Origin of the sequence: Phycicoccus sp. Root101 (genome assembly GCF_001426245.1) — a bacterium.
In the GTDB taxonomy this organism is placed as follows: Bacteria; Actinomycetota; Actinomycetes; order Actinomycetales; family Dermatophilaceae; genus Pedococcus.
The window spans coordinates 182551-206225 of sequence record NZ_LMCM01000001.1; the positions used below are offsets into that span (position 1 = coordinate 182551).

At 72.1% G+C, this 23675-nt stretch carries 18 protein-coding genes; 3 read left to right on the forward strand and 15 right to left on the reverse strand.

What is annotated here, in order from left to right:
* Window positions 1-69 precede the first annotated feature (69 nt).
* The 12 genes from ASC58_RS21465 to mraZ form a co-directional block, all read right to left on the reverse strand.
* Complete coding sequence (locus tag ASC58_RS21465) at window positions 70-669, reverse strand: cell division protein FtsQ/DivIB (RefSeq protein ID WP_235529036.1); 600 nt, start codon at window positions 667-669, stop codon at window positions 70-72.
* Between the two features lie 413 nt (window positions 670-1082).
* Entirely contained in the window at window positions 1083-2522 is a 1440-nt protein-coding gene (gene murC, locus ASC58_RS00860) for a UDP-N-acetylmuramate--L-alanine ligase (protein ID WP_056918097.1), read from the reverse strand.
* Complete coding sequence (murG, locus tag ASC58_RS00865; protein WP_056914957.1) at window positions 2519-3646, reverse strand: undecaprenyldiphospho-muramoylpentapeptide beta-N-acetylglucosaminyltransferase; 1128 nt, start codon at window positions 3644-3646, stop codon at window positions 2519-2521. Before murG ends, murC begins: the two co-directional genes overlap by 4 nt.
* On the reverse strand, window positions 3646-4920 hold the full coding sequence (gene ftsW, locus ASC58_RS00870) for a putative lipid II flippase FtsW (protein ID WP_082552817.1): 1275 nt from the start codon (window positions 4918-4920) through the stop codon (window positions 3646-3648). The genes murG and ftsW overlap by 1 nt, the downstream gene beginning before the upstream one ends.
* Complete coding sequence (gene murD, locus ASC58_RS00875; RefSeq protein WP_056918098.1) at window positions 4917-6461, reverse strand: UDP-N-acetylmuramoyl-L-alanine--D-glutamate ligase; 1545 nt, start codon at window positions 6459-6461, stop codon at window positions 4917-4919. The genes ftsW and murD overlap by 4 nt, the downstream gene beginning before the upstream one ends.
* A gap of 111 nt (window positions 6462-6572) precedes the next feature.
* A complete protein-coding gene (gene mraY / locus ASC58_RS00880) occupies window positions 6573-7655 on the reverse strand; it encodes a phospho-N-acetylmuramoyl-pentapeptide-transferase (RefSeq protein ID WP_056914959.1) in 1083 nt (360 codons plus the stop codon).
* Window positions 7652-9112 carry a UDP-N-acetylmuramoyl-tripeptide--D-alanyl-D-alanine ligase gene (gene murF / locus ASC58_RS00885; protein ID WP_056918099.1) on the reverse strand — a complete coding sequence of 487 codons (1461 nt, stop codon included), beginning with the start codon at window positions 9110-9112 and terminating at the stop codon, window positions 7652-7654. The genes mraY and murF overlap by 4 nt, the downstream gene beginning before the upstream one ends.
* On the reverse strand, window positions 9109-10701 hold the full coding sequence (locus ASC58_RS00890) for a UDP-N-acetylmuramoyl-L-alanyl-D-glutamate--2,6-diaminopimelate ligase (protein ID WP_056918100.1): 1593 nt from the start codon (window positions 10699-10701) through the stop codon (window positions 9109-9111). The genes murF and ASC58_RS00890 overlap by 4 nt, the downstream gene beginning before the upstream one ends.
* 17 nt (window positions 10702-10718) lie before the next feature.
* Window positions 10719-12797: a penicillin-binding protein 2 gene (locus ASC58_RS00895; RefSeq protein WP_235529037.1), complete on the reverse strand. Its 2079-nt coding sequence runs from the start codon at window positions 12795-12797 to the stop codon at window positions 10719-10721.
* Window positions 12798-12862: 65 nt separating this feature from the next.
* Entirely contained in the window at window positions 12863-13522 is a 660-nt protein-coding gene (locus tag ASC58_RS00900) for a hypothetical protein (protein ID WP_157598315.1), read from the reverse strand.
* A complete protein-coding gene (gene rsmH, locus ASC58_RS00905) occupies window positions 13519-14508 on the reverse strand; it encodes a 16S rRNA (cytosine(1402)-N(4))-methyltransferase RsmH (protein ID WP_056918103.1) in 990 nt (329 codons plus the stop codon). The genes ASC58_RS00900 and rsmH overlap by 4 nt, the downstream gene beginning before the upstream one ends.
* A 234-nt stretch (window positions 14509-14742) precedes the next feature.
* On the reverse strand, window positions 14743-15174 hold the full coding sequence (mraZ, locus tag ASC58_RS00910; protein WP_056914965.1) for a division/cell wall cluster transcriptional repressor MraZ: 432 nt from the start codon (window positions 15172-15174) through the stop codon (window positions 14743-14745).
* A gap of 394 nt (window positions 15175-15568) precedes the next feature.
* Between mraZ and ASC58_RS00915 the strand changes: the two genes are divergently transcribed.
* Genes ASC58_RS00915 through ASC58_RS00925 form a run of 3 tightly spaced genes read left to right on the forward strand, consistent with a single transcriptional unit; the run spans window position 15569 to window position 20337 of the window.
* Complete coding sequence (locus tag ASC58_RS00915; RefSeq protein WP_235529038.1) at window positions 15569-16672, forward strand: MoxR family ATPase; 1104 nt, start codon at window positions 15569-15571, stop codon at window positions 16670-16672.
* Between the two features lie 9 nt (window positions 16673-16681).
* Window positions 16682-17941 (forward strand): DUF58 domain-containing protein, encoded by a 1260-nt coding sequence (locus ASC58_RS00920; RefSeq protein ID WP_056914966.1) that lies wholly within the window; start codon window positions 16682-16684, stop codon window positions 17939-17941.
* Complete coding sequence (locus tag ASC58_RS00925) at window positions 17938-20337, forward strand: DUF3488 and transglutaminase-like domain-containing protein (protein ID WP_056918104.1); 2400 nt, start codon at window positions 17938-17940, stop codon at window positions 20335-20337. The genes ASC58_RS00920 and ASC58_RS00925 overlap by 4 nt, the downstream gene beginning before the upstream one ends.
* 57 nt (window positions 20338-20394) lie before the next feature.
* On the opposite strand, the gene ASC58_RS00930 is transcribed toward ASC58_RS00925, so the two are convergent.
* The 3 genes from ASC58_RS00930 to ASC58_RS00940 all read right to left on the reverse strand — a co-directional run bounded on the left by ASC58_RS00930 (window position 20395) and on the right by ASC58_RS00940 (window position 23660).
* Entirely contained in the window at window positions 20395-21186 is a 792-nt protein-coding gene (locus ASC58_RS00930; RefSeq protein WP_157598316.1) for a septum formation family protein, read from the reverse strand.
* 236 nt (window positions 21187-21422) lie between these two features.
* The gene (locus ASC58_RS00935; protein ID WP_369796175.1) at window positions 21423-23039 is read right to left on the reverse strand and encodes an RNA polymerase sigma factor; all 1617 of its coding nucleotides are present in this window, start codon (window positions 23037-23039) and stop codon (window positions 21423-21425) included.
* A 219-nt stretch (window positions 23040-23258) separates the two neighbouring features.
* Window positions 23259-23660, reverse strand: a complete 402-nt coding sequence (locus ASC58_RS00940; protein ID WP_056914969.1) for a universal stress protein — start codon at window positions 23658-23660, stop codon at window positions 23259-23261.
* Between the last annotated feature and the right edge of the window lie 15 nt (window positions 23661-23675).

Consider the following 23675-nt stretch of genomic DNA (forward strand, 5'->3'; position numbering starts at 1 on the left):
AACCGCCTCATACGTACCACTCTCGCACGCCCGGTCGCGCCGGTCCGCAGCGCCTGTCGGGACCGACTCTCAGCGGGTCACCGGGGTGTCCGGCGCACTGACGTCGATGACCTTCGGGGCGGACCGCAGCAGCGCCGTCATGATCGCCAGCTTGCGCTCGGGGTCGTTGTTCCCGCCCCACACGACGGTGGTCTTCCCCAGCTTGAGGGTGACGAGGTTGGCGCTGCTCACGGTGACGTTCGAGACGCGGTGCTGCAGGCCCGCCGGAAGCACCTTGACGACGCTGACGGCGGCCCCGAGGGCATCGCGCGACAGGGCGGCCTCACTGGCGGCGTTGACCGTCGGCACGCCGGCGGGAGCGGTCGTCACCTGGGCGTACGCCACTCCCTCCGCATCCACAACCTTTAGTTGACCTTGAGGGTTCTTGACCACGAGGAACGGCACCCGCGGGCTCGCGTGGATGACCAGGGTCGAGGGCCAGGACCGCTCGATCGAGACGTCGGCGACGGTCGCCCGCTCGGCCACCCGCGCGGCGACGAGGTCCTGGTCGACCCGCGCCAGGGGCTCACCGAGGGGCACCCGGGCGAGCGCGCGGATGGGGGCCACCTCGGAGGCCGGTACCCCCACGACCTCGACGGTGCGCACCGCCAGGACCGGGCTGAAGGCCACGAGCCAGATCAGGAGGCCGAGGACGACGAGGGTCCCCCCGGACCACAGCAGCAGCCGCAGGGGGCGTCGGCGGACGTCCTGCGCCCGGCGCTGGAACCGGGCGGCCGAGGAGGCCAGGCCGGTCGGGACGGTCGGGCGGGACGGCCGTGGACCACTCGGTGCAGAACCGTTCGGTGCAGAAGCCCTCGGGGTGGAGGCCTTCGGTGCAGAACCATGAGGTGCAGAAGCCCTCGGGGTGGAGGCCTTCGGCGCCGCGCCGGGCCTGGTCCCGGAGGCGGACCGGCCGGCCCGGTCCTGCGACGAGGGGCGCGGCGACCCCGACCGGGGCTGTGACGGGCGGGACATTCCCCCGGTGCGCGGTGCGCCGGCGGGCCGGGCAGTCCGCTCGGACCCCGGGGTGTCGGACGGCCGGCTCACGGTCGTCCGAGGGCCCGCAGGATCTCCGGGCCGATCATGGTGACGTCGCCGGCACCGACGGTGAGGACCAGGTCGCCCTCGGCAACCAGCTCGGCGACGGTGTCGGCGACGGCCGACCACGACGGGACGACCCTGACGTCCGCCGACGCGTCGAGCGCGGTGAGGGCGTCGGCGACCAGGGCCGAGGACACCCCGGGCACGGGGTCCTCACGGGCTCCGTAGATCTCCATGAGCAGGACCACGTCGGCCGGCACGAGCGCCTGCGCGAAGGCCGCCGCGAAGTCCCGGGTCCGTGAGTAGAGGTGTGGTTGGAAGACCACGACGAGCCGCCCCCGGTCACCGACCAGGGCGGCTGCGGTGCTGACGACGGCGGCGACCTTGCCGGGGTTGTGGGCATAGTCGTCGACCACGGTCACCCCCGCTGCCGAGCCCTTGAGCTCGAACCGCCGACGCGTCCCCGTGAACCCGAACAAGCCGTCCAGGACCCGGGTCGGCTCCTGAGCCAGACCCTCCACGGCCACGGTGTAGGCCGCAGCGGCGTTGAGCAGGTTGTGCCGTCCGGGGATGTTGATGCGCAGGGCGCGGTCCGTGCCGTCGGGCCCGGTGACGGTGACCCGGCTCATCAGCCCCCGGGACACCTCGTCCCGGAGCACGACGTCGGCGTCGGTCGAGAAGCCGTAGGTCAGCACCCGGGCGCCGGAGGCGCGGGCCTCCTCGGCCAGCGATCGGGAGCCCGCGTCGTCGTGGCACGCCACGAGCAGCCCGTCGGGTTCGATGGACGCGGCGAACGCGGCATACGCCTCCTGCACGCGCTCGAACGTCCCGTAGAAGTCGAGGTGGTCCGGCTGGACGTTGGTGACGACGCCGACCTCGGGGCGGTAGACGAGGAACGAACCGTCGCTCTCGTCGGCCTCGGCCACGAAGACGTCACCGGTCCCCCAGTGGGCGTTGGTGCCGTGCTTGGCCAGCTCTCCCCCGGCGGCGAACGACGGGTCGATCCCGCAGTGCTGCAGCGCGACCGTGAGCATCGACGTGGTCGTCGTCTTGCCGTTGGCGCCGGCGACGGCGACCCGCCGCGAGCCGGCCATGGTGCTGGCCAGCGCCTGGGAACGGTGCAGCACCCGCAGCCCCCGGGCGCGGGCCGCCGAGAGCTCGATGTTGTTCTCCCGGATGGCCGAGGAGATGACGACGGTCTGGACCCCGTCGAGGTGGGACTCCGCATGGCCGACGTGCACGGTCGCGCCCTCGGCCTGCAGGGCGGCCAGGACCGGCGACTCCTTGGCGTCCGACCCCGAGACCCTGCACCCGCGGGCGAGCATCACCCGGGCCACCCCGGACATGCCCGCTCCCCCGATGGCGATGAAGTGCACGGCGCCGAGCTCCTCCAGCGGAGGGACCGCGTCGGTGAAGTCGAACCGCTCGTTGGCGCCGTTCACCGGTCGCCCCCTGCCACACCGTTCCCGGACTCGCGGAAGGCGCGGACCACGAGGTCGGCCAGCGCCTCGTCGGCGCCCCGCGAGCCGGAGGCCGCGGACGCCTCAGCCATCGCGTCGAGTCGGTCGCGGTCGACGACCAGCGGCAACAGGGTGGTGTCGATCCAGTCGGGTCCCATGGCCGCGTCGTCCACGATGACTCCACCCCCGGCGGCCACGACGTCGGCGGCGTTGAACCGCTGCTCGCCGTTGCCGATCGGCAGCGGGACGTAGACCGCGGGCAACCCCACAGCGGTGAGCTCGCAGACGGTGTTGGCCCCGGCCCGCGCGACGACGAGGTCGGCCGCGGCATACGCCAGGTCCATCCGGTCGGCGTAGGGGACGGTGACGTACGGCGCACCCGGGCCCTCGACCTCGGGCACGAACTCCTTGCCCGCACCGGTGAGGTGCAGGACCTGCACCCCGGCGCCGCGCAGGACACCCGCGCGGGCCTGGAACGCGGAGTTGAGCCGCTGGGCGCCCAGGGAGCCACCCGTGACGAGCAGGGTCGGCCAGTGGTCCTCGAGGCCGAAGTGCGCGAGGCCCTCGGCGCGCGACGCGACCCGGTCCAGCTGGCTGATCTCGCGGCGCAGGGGCATGCCGATCGGGGTGGCGTGGGGCAGCGAGGTGCTCGCGAACGTCGTGGCGACGTACCGCGTGATGCGTGCCCCCAGCCGGTTGGCCAGGCCGGGACGCGCGTTCTGCTCGTGGATGACGACCGGTATGCCGCGGCGGCGGGCGGCGATGTACGCGGGCGTGGAGACGTACCCGCCGAACCCCACGACGACCTGGGCCTGCGTCTGGTCGATGGCCCGCTCGGCGGCGGCCACCGCGGTGCGCAGGCTGGTGGGCAGGCGGAACAGGTCGGCGGAGGGGCGGCGCGGCAGCGGCACCTTGGGGACGGTCAGCAGTGGGTACCCGCGCTCGGGCACCAGGCGGCTCTCCAACCCGGTCTCGGTCCCGAGGGCCGTCACGAGGATGTCGGGGTCGCGGCGGCGCAGGCAGTCGGCGAGGGCGAGCAGCGGCGAGACATGGCCGGCCGTCCCGCCACCGGCCAGCAGGACCGACGTGGGGGTGTCAGCAGTCATCAGCGATTCCGCCGCCCCGGGAGCACCGCGAGGGACCGCTTGACGACCGACGGCTTCGCCGACAGGGCCTCGGAGCAGCCGGGCTCCTGTCGGGCGAACGACAGCAGCATGCCGAGGGCGAACATGGTCGTCATGAGGGAGGAACCACCGTAGGAGACGAGCGGGAGCGGGACACCGATGACGGGCAGCAGCCCGATCACGGCTCCGATGTTGATGATGGCCTGGCAGACGATCCACGCCATGACCCCGGCGGTCGCGATGCGCACGAACATGTCCTTGCTGCGCAGCACGATCCGGTAGCAGACCAGGGTGAGGGCGCAGAAGAGACCGAGCATCACGAGGGTGCCGGGGAGACCCAGCTCCTCGCCGAGGATGGCGAAGATGAAGTCGTTGTGCGCCTCGGGGAGCCACGACCACTTCTCGCGCGAGGCGCCGAGGCCGACGCCCCACCACCCGCCGTCGGCGAGGGCGTACCGGCCGTGCAGCGGCTGCCGGGCCGCGCCGTACGGGTCGGTGTCCTTGCCCAGCCACACGTCGAATCGGGCGAGTCGGTTGGGGCTGGTCACGACCATGAGGACGGCGAGCGTGGTGAAGGCGGTGAGCCCCCAGACGAACAGGCGCCGCGGCACCCCCGCGGCGAAGAGCAGGGCGGCGACGATGCCCCCCATGACCATCACGGTGCCGAGGTCGTGGCCCAGCAGGACCAGGCCGATGGTCGCGGCGGCCACGGGCACGAGGAAGGGCACGAGGACGTGCCGCAGCCGGCCGAGGGAGCGACGCTTCGCGGACAGCACGGCGGCGCCCACCAGGACGAGGCCCACCTTCGCGAACTCCGAGGGCTGCAGCGAGATCGGGCCGACACCCAGCCAGTTGCGGTTGCCGTTGACGGAGACGCCGAGCGGGGTGAAGACGAGGACCTGCAGGAACAGCGCGCCCACGAGGATCGGGACCGACAACGCCTTCCACGTGCGGATCGGCACGTGCGCGGCGACGGCCATGGCGATCCCGCCGAGGACGGCGAACTGCAGCTGCTTGCGGAAGTAGACGTAGGGCGTGGCGTTGTCGGTCTGCACCAGCGACTTCACCGACGAGGCGGACAGCACCATGATCAGGCCGATGACCACGAGGACGACGGCCACGGAGAGCAGGACGTAGTAGCTCGTCACGGGAGAGTCGAGGCGCTGGAGCCAGGTGCTGACCTTGGTGGGCTCGTCACGCGAGGCACCACCGCGGGCCCGCGGCTTCGAGGCGGGCGCGGCGGTCACGCTGCTCACGCCTGGTCCCCCTGCGGGTCGGTCGGGTCCGTCCGGCCGGAGCCGGTCGCGCCGTCGCTGGCCCGGCGGGCCACCGCGGCGGCGAAGGCGTCGCCCCGTGCGCCGTAGTCGGTGAACATGTCCATCGACGCGGCTGCGGGTGCGAGGAGCACCACGTCACCGCTGCGGGCGAGCCCGGCGGCGTGCTCGACGACGACATCCATGGCACCAGTGTCCGTGCTCGACACGTCGACCACGGGGACATCCGGCGCGTGTCGGGTGAGCGCCTCGGCGAGGGTCGCGCGGTCCGCCCCGAGCAGGACGACGGCCCGCAGCCGGGGAGCCGCCTCGCGGACGAGCTCGTCGACGTCGGCGCCCTTGAGCAGGCCACCGGCGACCCACACCACGTGCTCGAACGACAGCAGCGACGCCAGCGCTGCGTGGGGGTTCGTGGCCTTGGAGTCGTCGACGTACCGCACGCCGTCGACCTCGCCGCAGTCGGCGATGCGGTGCGGCTCGGGACGGAAGGCCCGCAGGCCGTCACGGACCGCGGCGGGCGGGACGCCGTAGGCACGGGCCAGCGCCGCGGCGGCGAGCGCGTTCGCGAGGTTGTGCGGGGCCAGCGTCGCGGCACTGCCTCGGACGTCGTCGAGCGTGGCGAGCTCGGCGGCGGAGGTCTTGCGCTCCTCGACGAAGGCCCGGTCGGCGAGGATGTCGTCGACCACCCCGACCATCGAGAGGGCGGGCATCCCGAGGGTGAACCCGATCGCGCGGCACCCTTCCTGGACCTCGGCCTCCATGACGAGCCGCTCGGTGGCGGGGTCCTGGACGTTGTAGACGCAGGCGACCTTGGTGTTCGCGTAGACCTTGCCCTTGGCGGCGGCGTACTCCTCGAACGACCCGTGCCAGTCGACGTGGTCGGGCGCGACGTTGAGGCAGGCCGAGGCGTGCGGGGCGAGGGAGTCGGACCAGTGCAGCTGGTAGCTCGAGAGCTCGACCGCGATGACGTCGTAGGGCTCGGGGTGCAGGACCGCCTCGAGGATCGGGGTCCCGACGTTGCCGGCGGCGGTGGCGCGCAGGCCGGCCGCGCGCAGCATCTCGGCCAGCATGGTCACGGTGGTGGTCTTGCCGTTGGTTCCGGTGATCGTCAGCCAGGGCGCCGGACCGACGGCGGCGCGCATCCGCCAGGCCAGCTCGACCTCGCCCCACACCGGCACGCCGGCGGCCGCGGCCTCGACGAGCAGGGGCTGGTCCGGCCGCCAGCCCGGGGAGGTGACGACGAGGTCGGCGGCGTGGCCCTGCGGCATACCGGCCACGTGCTCGGGCCCGAGCCGGACGTCGACGCCGAGGATGTCGAGGATGCGCGCCCGCTCCCCCAGCCGGGTGTTCGTCTCGGGGTCTCCCCCGTCGACGGCGACCACGTGCGCGCCCCGCTCGTGCAGGGCGTCCGCGGCGGCGAAGCCACTCACCCCGAGCCCGGTGACCACGACCCGCAGGCCGCTCCAGTCGGCGCTGCCGTTGGTCAACCCGTCGAGTCGTCCGCCGACCGGTGTGCTGCTCACTGCTGGTGCTTCCTCACTGCTGGTGCTGCTGTCTGGTGCTGCTGTCCGGTACCGGTGTTCGGGTGGCCGGTGTTCGGGTGGCCGGTGGTCAGGTGGCCGGTGCTGCCGGGGTCACTGCGCCCCGACGACCCACTCGGCGTAGAAGAGTCCGAGGCCCAGGGCCACGAACAGTCCCGCGATGATCCAGAACCGGATGACGATGGTGACCTCGTTCCACCCGAGCAGCTCGAAGTGGTGCTGCAGCGGCGCCATCCGGAAGACGCGCTTGCCGGTCATCTTGAAGGACCCGACCTGGATGATGACGGACAGCGTGATCGTGACGAACAGGCCGCCCAGGATGATGATGAGCAGCTCGGTGCGGGTCGTGATCGCGAGGCCGGCGAGCGCGCCACCGAGGGCCAGCGAACCGGTGTCCCCCATGAAGATCTTGGCGGGTGAGGCGTTCCACCACAGGAAGCCGAAGCAGGCGCCCATGCAGGCCGCGGCGACGACCGCCAGGTCGCGGGAGTCGCGGACCTCGTAGCACTTGAGGCCGGGCGTGATCTGGCAGTTCTGGTTGCCCTGCCAGATGCCGATGAGGACGTATGCCGCGAACACCATCACCGACGCACCGGTGGCGAGTCCGTCGAGGCCGTCGGTGAGGTTCACCCCGTTGGACGTGCCGGCGATCATCAGGTTGGCCCAGATGACGAACAGGATTAGCCCGACGAGGGTCCCCGCGAACGCGAGGTTGACGGGGGTGTCACGGACGAACGAGATGTACGTCGACGCCGGCGTCCGGTGCTTGCTGTTGGGGAACTGCAGGGCCAGGACGGCGAACACGACCGCCACGAGGGTCTGCCCGGCGAGCTTCTCGCGCGACCGCAGGCCGAGGCTGCGCTGCTTGGAGATCTTGATGTAGTCGTCGAGGAACCCGACCAGCCCGAGCCCGGCCATGAGGAACAGCACCAGCACGCCGCTCCACGTCACCGGGGTGCCCGTGACGAGGTGCGCCAGCGCGTAGGCCGCGATCGCCGACCCGATGATCACCGCGCCACCCATGGTGGGCGTGCCGCGCTTGGTGTGGTGCGAGGTCGGGCCGTCGTCGCGGATGAACTGGCCGTAGCCCTGCTTGACCAGGTACTTGATGAACATCGGCGTGCCGAACAGGGCGCCCACGAGGGAGACGACGGCAGCGATCAGGACCGCCTTCACGTCGCGTCCTCCTCGCTGGTCTGGGCACCCTGCGGGCCGGCCTCGGGGGCGCCGAGGGCAGCCACCTTGTCTCCGAGCCACCGTAGTCCGGCGTCACGGCTCGACTTGAACAACACGACGTCACCGGGGCGACAATTCTCGACGAGCAGGTCGTACGCCGCGTCGGCGTCGGGCACCCAGACCGCCTCCTCGCCCCACGACCCCTCGTGCTGCGCGCCGCTGGCCATCGGCCGGGCGACGTCGCCGACGACGACGAGCCGGGAGATGTTGAGCCGCACGGCGAGCCGGCCGATGGCGTCGTGCTCGATGGTGGACTCCTCCCCCAGCTCGAGCATCGAGCCGAGCACGGCCCAGGTGCGACGCTCGCGGCCCTGCGCGTCCCGGCCCATCGCGGCGAGCGCCTTGAGGGCCGCGCGCATCGAGTCGGGGTTGGCGTTGTACGCGTCGTTGACCACCGTGACGCCGTCGGGTCGTTCGACGACCTCCATCCGCCAGCGCGAGGCCGGGGTGGCGGAGGCCAGTGCCTCGACGACCGACTCCAGCGGCAGTCCGCACTCGAGCGCGGCGGCGACGACGGCCAGGGCGTTGCCGACGTGGTGCTCGCCGTGCAACGGCAACGTCACCGGCGCCTCGCCGGCGGGCGTGAGCAGTCGGAAGGTGGGTCGACCGGAGGCGTCGAGCACGATGTCCTCGGCGCGGACGGTGGCGTCCGGGGCGGTCCCGACGAGCTGCACCCGGGCAGCGGTCCGGCCGGCCATCGCGCGGACGACCGCGTCGTCGGCGTTGAGCACCGCGAGCCCGTCGTCGGGCAGGGCGGCGACCAGCTCGGCCTTGGCCACGGCGATCGCCTCACGGGAGCCGAACTCCCCCACGTGGGCGGTGCCGACGTTGAGCTCGATCCCGATCCGGGGCGGGGCGATCGTCGTGAGGTACTCGATGTGCCCGATCCCCCGGGCGCCCATCTCCACGACGAGGTAGCGGGTCTGCGGCGTGACGCGGAAGACCGTGAGCGGGACACCGACCTCGGAGTTGAGCGAACCCACCGGGGCGACGGTCGGCGCCACGGACGACAGGACGCTCGCCAGGAGGTCCTTGGTCGACGTCTTGCCGGACGACCCCGTGATGCCGATGACGGTGAGGTCGGGGTGGCGGTCGACGACGGCGCGGGCCAGGGAGGCCAACCCCGCCTGGATGTCGCCGACGACGACGCACGGGAGCTCGTCCACCTCGCGGGTGGTCATGGCGGCGACGGCGCCGAGCGCCGCTGTCGGGCCGACGAACTGGTGGCCGTCCATCTGCTCGCCGACGCGGGCGATGTAGAGGCCACCGGCTCCCGCTTCCCGGGAGTCGGTGACGACGGGGCCGTCGACGACGAGGCGCGCCGCCTCGTCCTCCGGTATGCCGTGGAGCCGCCCACCGGTGATGGTGGCGATCTCCGCCAGGGACAACGGGATCACTGCGTACCTCTCGTGCCGGTGGCGACGGCGCGCAGGGCGCGGGCCACCTCTTCGCGGTCGTCGAACGGGTGGATGGTGCCGGCGACGTCCTGGCCGGTCTCGTGGCCCTTGCCCACGACGGCGACCACGCTGCCGGGCCCCCGGTCGTGCGCGGCCCGGACGGCCTGCTCGATGGCAGCGGCCCGTCCGTCGACGTCGTGCAGGTCGTCGGTGCCGCCGGCCGAGGCGGCCCCACGCGCGCCGGCGAGCACGGCGGCGCGGATCACCGCAGGGTCCTCGGAGCGCGGGTTGTCGTCCGTGACCACGACCACGTCGGCACCGAGGGCCGCTGCCCGCCCCATGGCGGCGCGCTTGCCGCGGTCGCGGTCGCCACCGGCGCCGAGGACGACGACGAGGGCACCGGAGGTCTGCGGCCGCAGGGCCTTGAGCGCCGCGGCGACCGCGTCGGGGGTGTGGGCGTAGTCCACGACGACCAGCGGCAGCGACGGGTCGTCGGCGGCCCCGGCACCCCCCGTGCCCTCGGGCAGCGACACCTTCTCCATCCGGCCGGGCACGTGCGGGTCGCTGCGCAGGGCGCGCTCGACCTCCTCGGCCGCCAACCCCGAGTCGAGCAGGGCGAGGGCGGCCATCGCGGTGTTGACCCGGTTGAAGTCCCCCGGCAGGGCCGAGCGCAGCCGCAGGGTGGTGGTGCCGTCCGACAACGTGAAGTCCGCCGGGTCGTGCCCGGACGAGGTGTCGGCGGCCGTCACGAGGTGCCAGTCGGCGTCGACGTCCGGCAACGAGGTCATCGTCGTGACGGGCACGGTGGCGATCGTCGCGAGCTCGCGTCCCCACTCGTCGTCCACGCAGACGATCCCGCGCCGTGCCCGTTCCGGAGTGAACAGCGAGGCCTTGGCGAGGAAGTAGTCCCGCATCGTCGGGTGGAAGTCGAGGTGGTCCTGCGAGAGGTTGGTGAACAACGCCACGTCGTAGACGACGCCGTCGACCCGGTGCTGGGTCAGGGCGTGGCTCGACACCTCCATCACGCAGGAGTCGACCGACCGCTCCCGCATCACCGCCAGCAGGGCGTGCAGGACGGTGGCCTCGGGGGTCGTCCGCATGCTGCGCAGCCGCTCCTCACCGATGCGGGTCTCGACCGTGCCGATCAGGCCGGTGGTCTGGCCCAGGGCGGTGAGTGCGGAGTCCATCAGGTAGGCGGTGGTCGTCTTGCCGTTGGTGCCGGTCACGCCGTAGAGCCGCAACCCGAGGTCCGCCGTGCCGTAGAGCGTCCGGGCGACGGCGCCGACGACGCTGCGGGGTCCTTCGACGAGGACGGTCGGGACGTCCAGCCCGTCGGCCGCGAGCACCGCGACCCCCGCCGCGTCCGTCAGGACGGCGACGGCACCGGCCTCCAGCGCCCCGGCGGCATACCGGGCACCGTGGGCGTTGGCACCGGGGAGGGCGGCGTAGAGGTCGCCGGGCACGACGTCCTGGGAGGCGAGGGTGACCCCGGTCACGACGACATCCTCACCGCTGACGGTGCCCCCGACGAGGGCGGCCACGGCAGAGATCGGGGTGGCGTGCAGGGACGCCGGACGGGGGGAAGGCACGGACAGCGAGCCTACCGTCAGGGCCGTGACCGGGCTGCGTCAGAGCCCCGGTCCCGCAGCACCGTGGCGTCGGACGGGTCGGGGGTCTGGTCGGCCTTGACCTTCACCGTCGGCGACTTCGTGCCGGTCGGCGGGATCTGGAGCTCCTGGAGGGCGTAGGTCATGACGTCCTTGAACACCGGACCCGCGACGACACCGCCGAAGTAGCCCTTGATCGGCCGCTGCAGCGTCACGGCGACGACGATCTCGGGGTCGTCGGCGGGGGCGAAGCCGATGAAGCTCGCCGTCTTGCCCGAGTAGCCACCCACCTTGGCGTCGTACCGGTCGGCCGTACCCGTCTTGCCCGCGACGCGGTAGCCGGGGATCTTCGCCTCGGGTGCGGTCCCCTCCTTGCCGACGACGCCCTCGAGCATGTCGCGGACCTTCTTCGCCGTCTCCGCGGAGACCACCTTGACGCCCTTGGCCTTCGCGACCGGCGTGAACGTGCCGTGCCCGTCGCTTGTGGCGGCGACGATGCGCGGGGGGATGCGGACCCCGTCGTTGGCGATGGTCTGGAAGACGCCGGCGGCCTGGAGGGCGTTGACGGACAGGCCCTGGCCGAAGAGCACGGTGTAGCGCTGCGAGCCGCTCCAGTCCTTGTAGTCGGTCAGCAGGCCGGGGCCCTCACCCGGGAAGCCCATGCCCGAGGTCGACCCGAGGCCGAACTTCTTGAAGTAGGAGTACATCGTCGAGGCCTTGACCTTCTCCCCGGCGAGGATGGTGCCGATGTTGCTGGACTGGGCCAGGACGCCCGCGAAGGTGAGGTACTCCGTCGGGTGGTCGTGGCTGTCCTTGAACTCCGTGCCGGAGCGGTGGATCCGGTTGGGGACCTCGACCACCTCCGACGGGGTCACGGCCCCCTCCTCGAGCGCCGCCGCCGCCGTGATGACCTTGCCGGTCGAGCCGGGCTCGTAGACGTCGTTGAACGCCTTGTTGGTCCAGTTCTCCGGGTCCTGACCCGGCTGGTTCGGGTCGAACGTCGGGTAGGACGCGACTGCCAGCAGCTCCCCCGTCTTGACGTTCTGCACGACGACCGTGCCGGACAGCGCCTTGGTCTCGATCACCTTCTGCGCCACCGCGTTCTGCGCGAACCACTGCAGGTCGGAGTCGATGGTGAGCTTGACGTCCTTGCCGGGGACCGGCTCGGTGGTCTCGGACCGGGCGTTCGGGATGGCGCGGCCGTCCTGGGACTGCTCGAAGATCGTCCGACCGGCCTTGCCCTTGAGCGTGGAGTTCATCAGCACCTCGAGCCCACCACCGGCGGAACCGTCGGACTGCACGAAGCCCACGAGGGACGCGGCCGCGGTCGACGTCGGGTAGTTGCGGTCCGAGGTCGCCTCGGAGTAGATGCCGTTGATGCCGAGCTCGGAGATCTTGCGCCAGTTCAGGGGCGTGATGTTCTTGGCCAGCACGCGGTAGCGCGAGGTGCCGGTCAGCTCGGTGACGAGCTGGTCGACGGGCACCCCGAGCAGCGGGGAGAGGTCCTGAGCGGCCCCGGCGACGCCGACGGTGGCGCGGACGCCGTTGACCGACTTGATGTACTTCGGCACGGCGGTCTGGTCGACCGTGACCGTCCGGCGCTCGATGCTCGAGGCGAGGATGGTGCCGTTGCGGTCGACGATGCTCCCGCGCATGGCAGGCAGGGCCACCGTGGCCGTGCGGTTGGTCTGGGCGTCGGCCGAGACCGCCGAGGCGTCGAACCCCTGCAGCCGCAGCAGCTGGGCCCCGAAGATGCTGAAGACGAACAGGATCGCCACCGTCATCGACCGCATCCGTCGACGGGGGTTCGACCCGTCGAGGCTGACCGAACGGCCCAGGGGGCGACGCGGCGGTGAGGCGGGGCGCTGGGGTGCCACCGGGCGCTTGCGGGGCACCGGTCGACCGGGGGCCGCCTCGGACCGGGCGCGGGTGCCGCCCGCTGCGGGACGGCCGGCCTTGGTCGAGGTCGCCCGCTCCTTGCCCGCGGCGGCGCCGGGTGCCGGACGTCGGCGGGGTGCTTCACCGTTCGCAGGACGAGGGCGCGGGGCTCCGGGGCGAGTGCCTCGGGTCTGCGTCACTGGGTACCTCGTGTCTGGGTCAGGGCTTGATCAGGGTCTGGTCGGGGCTTCGATCGGGGCTTCGATCAGGGCTTCGGGGTGGCGGGCGTCGGCGTCGTGGTCGCCTTCTTCGCCGGGGTGGTGGTGCTGGTGCTGGTGGTCGTCTTCGTCTTCGCGTCGACGCTGGTCACCGTGGTGACGAGCGACCCGTCCGGCTTGGTGACCTTCTCGGTCGTCGTCGTCACGTCCCCCTTCGTGCTGACGGTGGTCTTCGGCCCCGTGCTCTTCGCCGCGGCGGACGATGCGGACGTCGCCTCCGGAGCCGTGACCACGGTAAAGCCGACCTGCTTCTTGGCCGGGCTCGCCACGCCGAGGACCTTCCCGTCGCTGAGGCGCAGGAACGCGGCCGAGTCGGCCGGCACCATCCCCAGCTTGGCGGCCCGCGCCGCGAGGTTGGCCGGGCTGCGCTGGGCGTCGATCGCCTGGGTGAGGGCCTGCTGGGTGTCGGTGAGCTCACCGGAGGTCGCCTGGAGACGGTGCAGGGTGAACGACCCCTCCGCCATGGCGGTGTTGAGCATGAGGAGGGCGACCAGGCCGGCCACGAGCAGGGTCATGCACAGCGCCGCGAACACGCCGTTGCCCGGCTGGCCGATCGCCGCCGGCACGACCCGCAGCGGCTGGGGCGACACCTGCCGCCGCAGTGGTGCCCGAGATGCGACCCTCGCCGTCGCAGTCTGCTGGCTCATCGGTGGGTTCCCTTCGTTGCAGTGGAAAGTCGGGTGCGTTCGGCGGCCCGCAGGCGCACCGAGGCAGATCGGGGGTTGGCGGCCTGCTCGTCGGCGGGCGCCTCCTCGGCGCCACGCGTGAGCAGCCGCAGGTATGCCGCGTGCTCGGGGAGCTCGACGGGCAGGCCCTCCGGGCTGCTCCCCTTGGCTCCCTGCGCCAGCACGCGCTTGGTGATGCGGTCCTCGAGCGAGTGGTAGGACAGGACGGCGACCCGGCCGCCGACGCCGAGGGCGTCGATGACGCGCGGCAGCGCCCGGGTCCAGACGGACAGCTCGGCGTTGACCTCGATGCGCAGCGCCTGGAAGGTCCGCTTGCCGGGGTGTCCCCCGCTCTTCTGGGAGGCGGCGGGCACGGCCTTCTTGAGGAGGTCGACGAGGCGGCCGGACGTGGTGAACGGCTCCGTCTCGCGCTCGCGCACGATGGCGCCGGCCACCTTCCTGGCGAACCGCTCCTCGCCGAACTCGCGCAGGATGCCCTCGAGGTCGGCCGCCGAGTAGGTGTTGAGCACCTCGGCCGCTGTGATCCCGGTGGACTGGTCCATCCGCATGTCGAGCGGCGCGTCCTGGCTGTAGGAGAACCCGCGGTCGGTCTCGTCGAGCTGCAACGAGGAGACACCGAGGTCGTAGAGGCTGGCGTCGACGTGGGTGACCCCGGCCTCGGCCAGCGCTCGCGGCACCTCGTCGTAGACGGCGTGGACGAACGTGGTGCGGCCGGCGAAGCGGTCGAGGCGTTCCGCGGCGAGCGCGAGGGCCTCCCGGTCGCGGTCGATGCCGACGACGCGGGCCTGCGGGCAGGACTCGAGGATCGCCTCGGCGTGGCCGCCCATGCCGAGGGTGCCGTCGAGGTAGACGGCACCGGGCTCGGTGAGGGCGGGGGCGAGCAGCTCGACGATGCGGTCGCGCAGGACGGGAATGTGCCGGTCGGCGGCCATTCCTCGTGAGTTCATCGCGCTGCTCCTGCTCGGGTCCTGCTCGGGTCCTGCTTGGGGTGGTGTCCGGGTCCTGCTGGGGTGGTGCCGGTGGTGCTGGGTGGGGCGGTGCGCCCGGTCCTGCTCTGGTGGACCCTGCGGTCAGGTCCCCATCCGCTCCGTGCGGCCCGGGACGGGGGAAGTCGTCCCGGGATGTGAAGCGGCTGGAGACCTGGCTGCAGGGGCCGCGGGCACGAGTGCCCGGCGGGTGCGTCACAGCAGGCCCGGGATCACCTCCTCGGACTGGTCGGCGAAGCCCTGCTCGGTGCTCTCGAGGTAGGCGTTCCAGGCGTCGGTGTCCCAGACCTCGACCCGCGACCCGGCGCCGATGACGGTGCAGTCGCGGGTCAGGCCGGCGTAGGCGCGCAGGGTGGCGGGGATGGTCACGCGACCCTGCTTGTCGGGGACCTCGTCCGAGGCCCCGGAGAGGAAGACGCGGGTGAAGTCACGGACGGCCTTGCTGGTCGTCGGCGCCGACTGCATCTGCTCGGTGACGCGGACGAACTCCTGCATGGGGAAGACGTAGAGGCAGCGCTCCTGGCCCCGGGTGACGACCAGCCCGCTGGCCATCCGCTCACGGAACTTCGCGGGCAGGAACAGGCGGCCCTTCTCGTCGAGGCGGGGGCTGTGCGTCCCGAGGAACACGGTGCACCCCTCCCCTCACTGCGACCACAGGACCCCACGGCCCTCTTGTTTCCCCCACTTTACTCCACCGTCACCCCCACAGGTACCCACTTCCGCACGTTTTCCTCATCCTTTCGGCTGTTTCTGCAGGTCAGACTGGTGGTGGAAAGTGGTGCGCCTTGACGGTCCCGGACCACCTGATTGGCCCGTCGTCGCGGCTTTCGGCGACGAATGACCGGTGAGTGGAACCTCGGGGACGATCCGGGCACCGAAACGGGGGCCCGGGCGTTCCCGAACCAGCCCCGTGAGGTCACGAGACGGCATACCTGCTGTCCCGGTGGGGCAATGTGGGGAAAGATCGAGACCATCCGCAGGGCGCAGCGTGGCGCCGACGGAATCGACGGAAGGACAGCCGGTGCAGGGTGGGTACGAGGACCAGGGCGGGGGCCCCCACGGGTCGATGGGCGGTTCCGCAGGGAACCAGCTCGGCACCGGCGGCCGGCAGGGGGCGGGCAGCTCACCCGCCACCGGACCGGAGAGCCTGCTGTCGTTCCCGGCCGGCTCCCCCGCATCGCTGAGCCAGGTGACCGAGGTGGCCGGGCGGCTCGCGCGGGCCATGAACTCGGTCATCGAGGGCAAGCCGGACGTGGTGCACACGGCGATCACCGTGCTGCTCGCCGAGGGGCACCTTCTCCTCGAGGACGTGCCGGGCGTCGGCAAGACGATGCTGGCCAAGACGCTGGCGAAGACCATCGACTGCTCGGTGCGGCGCGTGCAGTTCACCCCCGACCTGCTGCCCAGCGACATCACCGGTGTCAGCGTCTTCAACCAGGACGTGCGCGACTTCGAGTTCCGGCCGGGGGCGATCTTCGCCAACGTCGTGGTGGGTGACGAGATCAACCGCGCCTCCCCGAAGACCCAGTCCGCCCTGCTCGAGTCGATGGAGGAGGGCCAGGTCACCGTCGACGGCCAGACCTACGACCTGCCGAAGCCGTTCATCGTCATGGCGACGCAGAACCCCATCGAGATGGAGGGCACCTACCCCCTCCCCGAGGCCCAGCGCGACCGGTTCATGGCCCGCATCTCCCTCGGGTACCCCTCGTCCCGCGCCGAGGTCGCCATGCTCGACAGCCACGGCCAGGTCTCCCCGCTGGAGACGCTCAGCCCGGTCACCGATGCCGCGACGATCACCGCCATGGTCAAGGCGGTCCGCTCCGTGTTCACCAGCGACGCCATCAAGCAGTACGTCGTCGACCTCTCCTCGGCCACCCGGTCCAGCTCGGCCCTGCGGCTGGGCGCCTCACCGCGCGCGACGCTGCACATGCTGCGCGCGGCCCGGGCCCACGCCGCCCTCGAGGGTCGGGACCACGTGCTGCCCGACGACGTCCAGGCCATCGTCGTCCACGTCCTGGCGCACCGCGTCATCCCCACGGGCGAGACCCAGCTCGCCCGCCGGAGCACCGCCGAGGTCCTCCAGGACCTGATGCGGCGGGTGCCGGTCCCTGCGGCCGGCCGCTGAGGCTGCGCCGTGCGCAGACTTCGCGACCTCCTCACCACCCGCGGGCGGGCGTTCGTCGCGGCGGGAATCACGTTGGTGCTGTGCGGGATCGGGCTCGGGTTCACCGACCTGACCCGGATCGGCGTGCTGCTCGTCGCGCTCCCCCTGCTGAGCGGGCTGCTCATGAGACGGCACGACCTGCGGTTCGCGCTCGAGCGCACCGCGGTGCCCGGACGCATCCAGGTCGACGAGCAGTCGGTGGTCACCCTCGGCATCGAGAACGCCGGTGGCGCCGCGAGCCCGTTGCTCATGGCCGAGGAACAGCTCGACTACGCCCTCGGTGACCGACCGCGGTTCGTCGTCCCGCGCCTTCGTCGTGGTGACCGGCAGGAGATCCACTACACGGTGCGCTCCCACGTCCGGGGACGTCACCGCCTGGGTCCGCTCGGCGTCCGCCTCCGCGACCCGTTCGGGCTCAGCACCCGGGTCGCAGCGATCTCCGGTGCCAGTGACGTGCTCGTGCTGCCCCGCATCCTCCCCCTGGGCGGCGGGCTCCCGCCGGGCAGCGGTGTCGGTGCCGAGGGCGCCATACCCCACATGGTCGCCCTCCACGGCGAGGACGACGTCTCGATCCGCTCCTACCGTGACGGCGACGACCTGCGCCGCATCCACTGGCCGGCCACGGCCAAGACCGGTGAGCTCATGGTGCGCCAGGAGGACCGTCCGGCGCGCCGTCGTGCGGCGATCGTCCTCGACTCGCGCTCCCGCGGCCACCACGGGTCCGGCAGCTCGGGGTCGTTCGAGTACGCCGTGACCGCGTGCGCCTCGATCGCGGTCCACCTCCTCGACCAGGGGTATGCCGTGCACCTCGTCAGCGACGAGACCGCCGACGACAGCCGCGCCGCCACGGCGATGGAGGTCGACCCGCTGCTGGACGTCCTGGCCATGGCCGAGCCCGGCTCGGAGGACCAGTTCGCCGACGTGCTCCAGTCCGCCCACCCCGTCACCGCGTCCGGTGGCCTGGTCCTGGCCGTCGTGACCGACCTCGACGAGGAGGTGGCCCGCCAGGTCGCCTCGCTGCGCCAGCCGGGCGGCACCGCGCTGGCCATCGTGCTCGACCCGCACGGGTTCGGGGCGTCGCGACGCCGACCCGGCGCTGCTTCCGAGCTCGCCTGCGTCCCGGTCCTGCGGGGCGCCGGGTGGGGGGTGGCGGTCGTGGGTTCCGGTGACGACCTCGCCTCCGTCTGGGGTGTCCTGTCCGGTGGGTCGGCGAGGGTGGGCGTCGCATGAGCCGCGGACGCGTTCCCGAGTCCCTGCTCGCCGGGGCGGCCTCCGCCGTCGTCGCCTGGCCGATCACGACGCTCTTCACCCCCAACACGTGGGTCCGGCCCACGCTCGCCGTGATCCTGGTGGTCGTGCTGACGGGCATCGCCGCCCGGATGCTCACGACGTCGTGGGTCCTCGTCGCACTCTCCCAGCTCGCCGGCATCGTCCTGGTCGCCAGCTGGCTCCACGGCCGCGGGCACCTCTGGTACGGCCTGCCCACGCCCGACATGGTCCTGGCGTTCAACAACCTGCTCGTGGACGCCCGGCTCACGGTGCAGAACTACGCAGCCCCCGCGCCCACCAACCGCGGCGTCACCCTCGGCATCGGCCTGGCCATCGGTGTGGCTGCCGTCATCGTCGACCACCTCGCCGTCATGCGGCGCTCCCCGGCGATGGCCGGCCTCCCCCTGCTCACCGCCTTCCTCATCTCGGCCTCCAACTCCGGCGAGTCGCTCAACCCGATGTACTTCGTCGCCGCCGGAGGCGTCTGGCTGCTGATGCTCGGTCGCCAGGGCATCTCCTCGTTGCGCCGGTGGAGCACCACGACCCCGATGAGCACGACCGGCCGCCGCTCCTCCGAGGACCACGACGGCGCCTACGGGTATGCCGCGGTGGGACGCACGCTGGCCGTGGCCGGCCTCGTCACCGCGGTCGCGCTCCCCGTCGTGATCCCCCACTTCCCCACGCGCTACCTCATCGACGGCCTGGGGCGGTCGAGCGACGCCGCCGGGTTCAGCGACGGCCAGATCGGCCTCAAGACGACCCTCGACCTCCAGCGCAGCCTCGGGAACCCGTCCAAGGCCCCGGTCCTGTCGTACACGACCAACGCCCCGATCCTCACGCCGCTGCGCGTCGGGGTGCTGGTCAACTACGCCAACGACGAGTGGCGACCCGACGACGCGGACGTGCGCTACACGCGCCGCCCCGACCTGCAGCTCCCGCCCGAGCTCGACGACAGCGTCCCGCGCGAGACCTACCGGATCTCGGTCGACGAGTCCCGCATCGAGGCACCCCAGATCGCGGCACCCACCCCGCTGGTCTCCGGTGACCTCGACGGCGTCGCGTGGGGCCTGGACCGCCAGACCTCCGTCGCGAGCGTCAACCGGACGGCCAGCTCGTACAGCTTCACCTACCTGGCCCTCAACCCCAGCGCGCAGACCCTCGACCAGGGCGCGCAGGGTGCGACCGGCGCGTTGCTGCCGCCCGAGCTGCAGGTCGACCCCGAGTCCGAGCCACTGGTGCGCGACCTCGTGGCCAAGGTCGTGCCCGAGGGCGCCAGCAGGATCGAGGCGGCCCGGGCGATCCAGAGCTACCTGCGGACCGGGGGCGGCTTCACCTACTCCCTCACCCTCCCCAAGACCGTGACCAACGAGTTCGGACAGTCCGAGGCGCCCGACCCGATCTCGTTGTTCCTGCGCAGCAAGGTCGGCTACTGCGTGCAGTTCGCCACCGCGATGGTGATGATGGCGCGCGAGAGCGGGATCCCTGCCCGCATGGCCATCGGCTTCCTGCCCGGGACGGCCGACCGCGGCACGTACACCGTGCGCGCCTCGGACGCGCACGCGTGGCCCGAGCTGTTCTTCGAGGGGGTCGGGTGGCTGCGCTTCGAACCCACGCCCTCGGGTACGCAGAACACCGTCGCACCGCCCTACTCGCTGGCTCCCACCACCCCCGACCCCACCAACCCCTCGTCGACGGCGAGCGGCAGCAGCTCGGTGTCGTCCAACACCCGGGTCGACGGCGCCAACGACCCCGGCGCCCAGGACCCGACGTCCACCTCGGGGTCCAACAGCGACAGCTCGTCGTTCCTCGGACAGCAGACCCGGACGGTGCTGCTGTGGGTGCTCCTCGCCCTGGTGGCCGGGATCCTCGGATCGCTGGCCGTGCCGCTGGCCGCACGCTCGCGGCTGCGCCGACGGCTCAAGGACGCCCCCGACGAGGCAACCCGGGTGGAGATCGAGTGGCAGGCCATGGTCGAACGCCTCGGCGACCTCGGCGTCATCCCCCCTCGGGGGAGCACCCCGCGGCAGGCCGGTCGGTTCTACCAGCGCGAGGCCTACCTCGAGGGTGAGCAGACCCAGGCGCTGCGCCGGGTCGTGGACGGCGTGGAACGGTCCCGGTACGCACCCCCGGGCACGACGGTGACCAACGTGCGGCCCGACACCCACGAGGTCGTCAAGGCCGTCTCCGGGGTGCGCCGCCGCAAGGACCGGCTGCGGGCCGCGTGGTGGCCGAGCGAGGGCCTGCTCGAGTGGCGCGAGCGTCGCGAACGCGCCGCCCGGGTGGCGCGCACGCCGTGGGACCGCTGGCAGGAACGCCGCGCCGAGCGCCGGGCCGAAGCCCGGGGCGGCCGCAGCTAGGACCAGCGGGGGCCGCCGGAGCCCCGTGACGGACTCCCCCCTGCCTGCGGCGGGCGCTCAGGACCTCAGCTGGGACATCTGCAGCCAGCAGGACCAGTCGGCAGCGCTCGAACCCCACGCCTTCGCCGTGGTCGGGTAGGCCACCCAGCCCCCTCCCCGGCCGTACCTGGTCACCAGCGTGCGGCAGCCGGCGTCGGCGACCTTCTTCGCCGCGGCCTTCCCGGGAAACGCCCCGGTCGGCTTCTTGTGCTCCCCGAGCCAGACCCACTGCGCGGACCCCAGCTCGCACTTCTCCGGGCTGAACGCCTTGGCCGTGTGCGTCTGCGCGCACCGGCCCAGGAGGCTGGGAAGAGGGTTGGTCTTGCCCGTGAGCCGGCCGTTGAGGGAGCCGACCGTCCGGCTCAGTGTCTTGTGGTCCGGGGCCAGCCCGACCACGGCCACGCACGCGGTCCACCGGGCCCCTGCCGCGATCTGCTCCCGGGTGGGGAAGCGCCACGTCCGCAGGACCCCCAGCGGGACGGCACCGGAGTACCCGACCCAGGGGCGCAGGTTGGGACAGACCGCGTTCGGGTCGAGGCGCCCGAGCTGGGTGCGGTCCGCCGGGTCGGTCAGACCAGGTGGCAGCCCGACCACGGCGTAGACCTGGCCCTCGTGGGGAGTCCCGCAGTCGACCGCCGCGGCCTGAGCGAGATCGCTCACCGAGCTCATCTGCAGGCAGGCGTTGAGTGCCGGTGCCGGTGCCGGCGTCGGTGTCGGCGTCGTCCCGCCCCCCGTGCTGCTCGAGCACCCGGTCAGCCCCAGGACGCCGAGCACCACCACCAGCGCCAGCCCTCGCTGCGATCGCCGCATGTGATCCCCCGCCCCTCCGGTCGCCATGTCCTAGCGGATCACCACGGTGGGGGCGCAGGCAATGACCCGATGTGACTACGGGCCGAGGTGACCACGGGCCGCGGTGACCACGGGCCGCGGTGACCAGGGGCCGGGGTGACCACCCGACGCACGGTGGGACGCAGAAAGGTCAGGCGCCCCGTGGGGCGCCTGACCTTTCGAGGCCGAGCCGACGCCGGCGTCGGCGGCAGGTCTGCTCAGTCCAGGTAGTCGCGCAGGACCTGGGACCGGCTCGGGTGACGCAGCTTGCTCATCGTCTTGGACTCGATCTGGCGGATCCGCTCGCGGGTCACGCCGTAGACCTTGCCGATCTCGTCGAGCGTCTTGGGCTGGCCGTCGGTCAGGCCGAAGCGCATCGAGACCACTCCGGCCTCGCGCTCGGAGAGCGTGTCCAGCACCGAGTGCAGCTGCTCCTGCAGCAGCGTGAAGCTCACGGCGTCGGCCGGGACGACCGCCTCGGAGTCCTCGATGAGGTCACCGAACTCGCTGTCACCGTCCTCGCCGAGCGGCGTGTGCAGGGAGATGGGCTCGCGGCCGTACTTCTGGACCTCGACGACCTTCTCCGGGGTCATGTCGAGCTCCTTGGCGAGCTCCTCCGGGGTGGGCTCGCGCCCGAGGTCCTGGAGCATCTGGCGCTGCACGCGCGCCAGCTTGTTGATGACCTCGACCATGTGGACCGGGATGCGGATGGTGCGCGCCTGGTCGGCCATGGCGCGGGTGATGGCCTGACGGATCCACCACGTCGCGTACGTCGAGAACTTGTAGCCCTTGGTGTAGTCGAACTTCTCGACCGCACGGATCAGGCCGAGGTTGCCCTCCTGGATCAGGTCCAGGAACAGCATGCCGCGACCGGTGTAGCGCTTGGCCAGCGAGACCACGAGGCGCAGGTTGGCCTCGAGGAGGTGGTTCTTGGCCTTCTTGCCGTCCTGGGCGATCCACCAGAGCTCACGCTTGAGCTTCATGTCGATCTTGTCGCCGGAGTTGAGCCGCTCCTCGGCGAACAGGCCGGCTTCGATGCGCTTGGCGAGCTCGACCTCCTGCTCGGCGTTGAGGAGGGCGACCTTGCCGATCTGCTTGAGGTAGTCCTTGACCGGGTCGGCGGTGGCGCCGGCGGTCACGACCTGCTGGACCGGGGCGTCGTCCTCGTCGTCGTCGCGCAGGACGAAGCCCGAGGAGGACTCCTCCTCGTCGCTGTCCTTCTTCTTGTCGTCGGTCTCGTCCTCGATGACGACGTCCTCGAGCTCGGCCTCGACGACATCGGTCGGCTCGGCGTCCGCGGGCTCCTCGCCGTCGACGACCGGCGCGTCGTCCTTGCCGGCAGCGGCCTTGGCCGTCTTCGCGGTCTTCGCCGCAGCCTTCTTGGCCGCGGGCTTGACCGGCTCGGCAGCGGCCGCAGCCGCCTTCTTCGTGGTCGTCGCCTTGGCCGCAGCCTTGGCGGCGGGCTTGGCAGCGGTCTTGGTCGCCGTCTTCGCGGTGTCGTCGGCCGCGGCAGGCTTGGCTGCCGCCTTGGTCGTCTTCGCGGCCGCCTTCTTGGCGGGCGCGGTCGCGGTGCGACGGGTCGTCGTCGCAGCAACGGCACGCGAGGCGGTGGCGGCGTCCAGGGTCACGGTGATGCCCTGCTCGTCCAGCGAACGCAGCACCACCTTCATCCGCTTCGGCGGGACCTCGGCGCCCTCGAGCGCCTCACGCAGCGCGCCGCTGTCGACCGAGCCGTTGGTGCGGCCCTGCATGAGCAGCTGCTGCAGGGCTGGATGGGTGAACTCGGTGGGGAGAGACGGTGCGGGGCTCGCAGCCTTCTTGGACACAGGCGACACGGACTACCTTTCGTCGCGGGATCGCGGCACGGCGCACGCCATCACGGGCATGGCGGGGCATGCCTACGACAACAACTGCGGGGGCGGAAGTATTGCCGAGACCGGGCGGGAGTGCCCTGCGCGACCTCGTTCCAGCCATTGTAAAACGAGAAGGCGCTCATTCCCGCATTCGTGCACGAATTCGGGCCGTTCGCGGCCCGATCGCGTCGTTCGTGGCGCCTACGCGTCGGCCTTGACCGCCAGGACCGGGCAGGACGCGTCGAGCAGGATGCGCTGCGCGTTCGACCCGAGGATGAGCTTCCCGACCGGGGTGCGTCGACGCAGCCCGATGACGATGAACTCGGCGTGCTCCTCCTCCGCGACGGCGATCAGGTCCTCGGCGGGTTCGTTGCCCCGGACCAGCTGGCGCACCTCGTGCACCAGCCCCTGGTCGTCGAGCTGGCCCTGGATCCGCGAGAGCTCGGCCTCGAACCGCTGGGCCTCGTCGCTGTCGTAGTCCCGGCCTCCACGGTTGGAGTTGATGACGATGAGCTTGGACTTGCGCAGCAGCGCCTCGTCCGCCGCGCGTCGTAGCGCCGCTCGCCCTTCCTTCGTCGGGACATACCCCACAACGATGGCCACGGGAACCTCCTCGTT